The organism is Chamaesiphon sp. VAR_69_metabat_338, from assembly GCF_031423935.1.
Lineage (GTDB): Bacteria > Cyanobacteriota > Cyanobacteriia > Cyanobacteriales > Chamaesiphonaceae > Chamaesiphon.
On the sequence record NZ_JANPGM010000112.1, the window covers coordinates 1 to 4377 of the forward strand.

Here is a 4377-nt window from a genome sequence, read left to right on the forward strand (position 1 = left end):
AGCGAAAACTAGTTTTCGCTCCCTTTTTTCGATCGAACTTACTCGTTCCTATTCATCGATGACCTTGACAGTCGTTCCCACCTTCACCAGTGGGAATAGGGCTTTGACATCGCGATTGCGCATTCGTACGCAACCGTGGGAAGCTGCTGTCCCGATCGATTTGAGATTGGCCGTACCGTGGAAGCCGATGACATCTCGGCCGTCAGTCCAGAAGCCAATCCACCGCGCTCCGAGGGGATTTTCGGTACCGGGGGCAAATACTTCGCCAGTTTTAAAGCTCGTCCAGGCGGGATTTTTGATCTTTTCCATCACCTGCCACTCGCCTACTGGGGTTTCCCAGCCTTTTTTACCGATCGCGATCGGATATTTCTTAATCAGCTTTTCACCCTGATAGACATATACCCGCTTTTCTTTAAGCTTGATAACCAGACCGATCGTCTTTTCGACGGGTGGCCGCTCATTGGTAGCGGCTACAGGTTTGGTAGTAGGGCTGGGGGTGGCTGTGGGAAGGGGACTATTCGTAGTTGTGGGCTTGGTTGGCGTCGCCAGGTTGGGCGTGCTGGCTGGTACGGAGCGCGGATCCCGCTGTGGTTGCTGAGGCGACTGAGTGGTGGGAGCGGGGTCGCTTGCTTTTGCTGGTGGTTCTACTGCTAATAACGATCGCGAGTGGGTAGTTAAGCTGGATGCAGCAAGAGGCTCGGCGCAGAGCTTGACGGGAATCATTGTCGCCGATAACACAGCGATCGATATGCCAGTCCTAAATAGTAACGAAGTTGAGAATCGGGACATGATGAAACTTAGGTTACTCTAAAAAGTTGAGTTGTAATATCGATCTAGTTGCAATTAGCTTACCCACTCGATCGAACGATCGACCTCGCTTTCACAATTTAACATTGAGGTTTTGGCTCCGGCAATCGACACGCACGATTTCCAAGTCTGACTTGGCTAGTAAATAGAGATCTCTATTTTATCGAGATTGACTGGAGCGAAACTCTACTCGCCAACAGGTGCTGATAATTTGGAGATCGCTGCCCGAGCGTGGAGTCTGACTCGATCGTCTGGATCGGTAAGTAATTGCTCTAAGGCTGGGACGGTAGCTAGATTACCCAGGTTCCCCAGCGCAGTGGCAATCTCTTGTTTGACTGAGGCTAGCGATGGCGTAGCGGCAATGTGGGGCGATTGTAAATAAGCGACCAACTGGTGACTGGCATACTCGCGCTCGCGCTCTGATTTACCAACCGCGACGATCGGTTCTGGTGCGAGTGGGGATGCGGTTGTAAGCTGAGCCATTAAGGTATCGATCGCGGGTTGGGTGTCGATCCAGCCTAAAGCTAAGATAACAGCAGATTTGAGTCGATCGGGCGTTTGGGATGATCCGAGGACTTTGGCGAGGACTGGGACGACACTAGGATCGGGCCATCGGGCTAAACCAAGTGCTGTGGCGATACAGACTTCGAGATTGAGGTCGAATAGTAACGGTTGCAATCGATCGAGCAGATTTAATTCGGTGGCGAGATCGCCTCTTAGACACAAAGCCACGACTGCGGCTGTGCGAACGTTAGGGGCGACATCGGTAAGTTTGGAAATTAGGAGTGTGGGAATGCGCGGATCGTGAAAACTCCCCAAGGCTTCGATAACTGAAGTGCGGATCTGCGGATCGGGATCGTCAAGTAATTGCAATAATGGCTCGATCGTCTGTGAATGCCGAATTCGCGCTAGAATCCTCACTGCCAAGCCGCGTTGCACCGCTGCATTAACGGCAGTTGGATCTAAAAGTGCTGTCACCGCATCGATCGCGGGCGTACCAATTTGAGCTAGAGCACCAGTCGCGATCGACGTTAATTCTGCGTCTTCATCTTGTTGAATTAAAGCGATCAGGGAGGCGATCGATTGTGGTTGGTTAAATGCGCCCAAAATTCGCCCCACCGCCCACCGATCTTCCAGATCCATGTCCGAGTCGTTCGCAATCTCTAGTAGTGGCCAGAGCGCGATTTCGCCCAGTTTGGGGATAACTTTGGCGATCGCCCACTGCTGTTCGAGATCGCCTTGGAGTAATGCTTGCAGGGCTAAGTCTAAAACTCGATCGTTCGCCTGGAGTCGATCTAGTGGTAAGTCTTGGAGACAATCGATAACGATCGACCACATCCCATTATCTGCTGCGGCAATCGCTCGGTGGAGATCCATAGTGGGGAGTGGGGAGTTGGGAGTTGGGAGGGAGGAGCGGGGAGCGGGGAGCGATGCGCGCTCGTCGGGTTTCCCGACGGTTAAGCGCATCAAGACAGCGAGGAGCGGAGAGAAACAGGACGCAAGCGTCCTTATTAAATTTCAACTTTCAACTTTCAACTTCCAACTCCCAACTATCTACCTACTTGCCCATCCGATCGCGACTAACAGCACTTCGATCGCATAAAACATGCCAACTACTTGCGTTTCCGTCCAACCACTCAATTCTAAGTGATGGTGGATCGGAGCCATTTTAAACAGTCGTTTGCCTTTGCCATCAGCATCTTTGGTGGCTTTGTAATAACCGACTTGGAGAGTGACTGAGAGGGCTTCGACGGCAAAGATACCGCTGATGATAAATAACACCCAGAGATTTTCAGTTAAAATTCCCACTGCCGCGAGTGCGCCACCGAGAGCGAGGGAACCAGTATCCCCCATGAACACCTTCGCTTTATTGCGGTTGTGGACGACAAAGCCGAGATAGCTGCCGCTGAGGCAGATACACAAGATCGCCAAATTCGGCTCTTTGGGGAGGATTATCGCCGCCAAACCGGCGAGGGCGATCGCGCCAGTACCGCCAGCCAAGCCATCGACGCCATCGGTTAAATTGGTGGCATTACTTTCAGCTAGCAACGCAAATACGGCAACTGCCCAAAAGAACAGCCCCAAGGGTAAGACGATCTGCAATGGTAAATGGACATTAGTAATCGCATTGCCACGACTATAAAAAGCCCAGCCGCAAAAAGCGATCGCGATCGCCGCTTGCAAGGCTAATTTACCCTTAGGTGTCAGACCTTCATTTTTACGGTTACTCAGACTTTTCCAGTCATCCACACCACCGATCGCCAAATAGCCCAGACTCGTGACTGCTACGGCGATCGCATCGGGATTAAAATGCGACCAAATTACACCCAAAATCGCGCCCACGGGTACAACAAAGACACCGCCCATCGTGGGCGTGCCAGCCTTTTTCAGGTGTGCTTGGGGGCCATCTTCACGAATGAATTGACCCATCTTTAATTGCTTGAGTAGCGGAATTGCCTGAAAGCCGATCGCGGCTACTAATCCTGCCGATACCAAAAATGGCAGCAGCAAGGACGAGAGTAAATCGCGACCTTGCTGCAAATCCAACCATAACAAGGCACCTGTCAAAACGGTGCCTAATAAAATCAGTAAGACAGTGCCCGTAGGATTAAAACCCTTGACAGATGCTGATTTACCCTCCATCTATTTCCTCCGAGGTAATTTCATCACTGCGTCGAGCCACAAAAATTCAGTCTGGATCGATCGCTCGCTATTTTAGCGCGATCGGGTGACTGAATTTTGACTTAGATTTCATCGACATCATCAGCGTCATCACTTTCTTCTTCTTCCTGATAGGCGCGATCGTCTTCAAAGAGTTCTTCATCAAGATTGGGTTGATCGAGTGCGGAGATCGCCGGATCGCGTTCGTCGCGATCGATCAGCCGACCTTGGGATTCGAGCCATTCCAAAATTGAAGTATTGCGTTGCACCGCAATGACTGGTGCTGGTTCGTAGCGGGGTTGTTGTTTGAGGGCTGGATTGACAAATGCATCCAGGGCTTCGAGATCGAGAGAATCGGACATAGTGGAGTTGCTTAGCTTGAAGTTCTCATAGTTTATCATTTTAGAGGATAGGAGCGATTTCGCTTGAGATTGCGATCTGACTTCTGTTTGAATCTCTACCTCTGGCTTAATCCTTTCCATTCCCAGAATAGACAATTAAACCTTTCCACTATCCACTATCCACTACCCACCACTATCCCCAATATCTAACTCGATACTGGGCAGGGAGCCGCAAATTCTGATGCCCAAAGCTAAATTACTAGAGGCGATCGCTGACAAAAATCGGGGGATCTTGGCGACACCGATCGAGCGACAAGCGATCCTCGCCGCCATTACCGAGCTGGAGTTGCGCAATCCTCACCCGCGTCCGCTGACAACCGCGATCGATTTATTGGCGGGTAATTGGCGACTGCTCTACACTAGCAGCCAGAGTTTACTGGGTATCGACAAATTTCCGCTGGTGACACTCGGGACGATTTATCAGTGCATTCGCCCGACGACTAGCGCGGTTTATAATATTGCCGAAGTCAGTAGTTTGTTACCAGGATTGAATGGTTTGGTAGCGATC

Annotated in this window: 5 protein-coding genes; 1 reads left to right on the forward strand and 4 read right to left on the reverse strand. The window is 51.0% G+C overall.

Features of this window, described 5'->3' with window-relative positions:
• Positions 1 to 48 precede the first annotated feature (48 nt).
• From RMO84_RS03300 to RMO84_RS03315, 4 genes are all read right to left on the reverse strand, one after another.
• On the reverse strand, positions 49 to 789 hold the full coding sequence (locus RMO84_RS03300) for a L,D-transpeptidase family protein (protein WP_310487022.1): 741 nt from the start codon (positions 787 to 789) through the stop codon (positions 49 to 51).
• 204 nt (positions 790 to 993) lie between these two features.
• Positions 994 to 2274, reverse strand: coding sequence for a HEAT repeat domain-containing protein (locus tag RMO84_RS03305; RefSeq protein WP_310487023.1), 1281 nt, complete (start codon positions 2272 to 2274; stop codon positions 994 to 996).
• 87 nt (positions 2275 to 2361) lie between these two features.
• A complete protein-coding gene (mraY, locus tag RMO84_RS03310; protein WP_310487024.1) occupies positions 2362 to 3450 on the reverse strand; it encodes a phospho-N-acetylmuramoyl-pentapeptide-transferase in 1089 nt (362 codons plus the stop codon).
• Positions 3451 to 3551: 101 nt separating this feature from the next.
• The gene (locus tag RMO84_RS03315; protein WP_310487025.1) at positions 3552 to 3830 is read right to left on the reverse strand and encodes a DUF3134 domain-containing protein; all 279 of its coding nucleotides are present in this window, start codon (positions 3828 to 3830) and stop codon (positions 3552 to 3554) included.
• Positions 3831 to 4050: 220 nt separating this feature from the next.
• Here RMO84_RS03315 and RMO84_RS03320 point away from each other — a divergent pair.
• Positions 4051 to 4377: PAP/fibrillin family protein (locus RMO84_RS03320; RefSeq protein ID WP_310487026.1), on the forward strand; the 327-nt coding region annotated here is incomplete at its 3' end.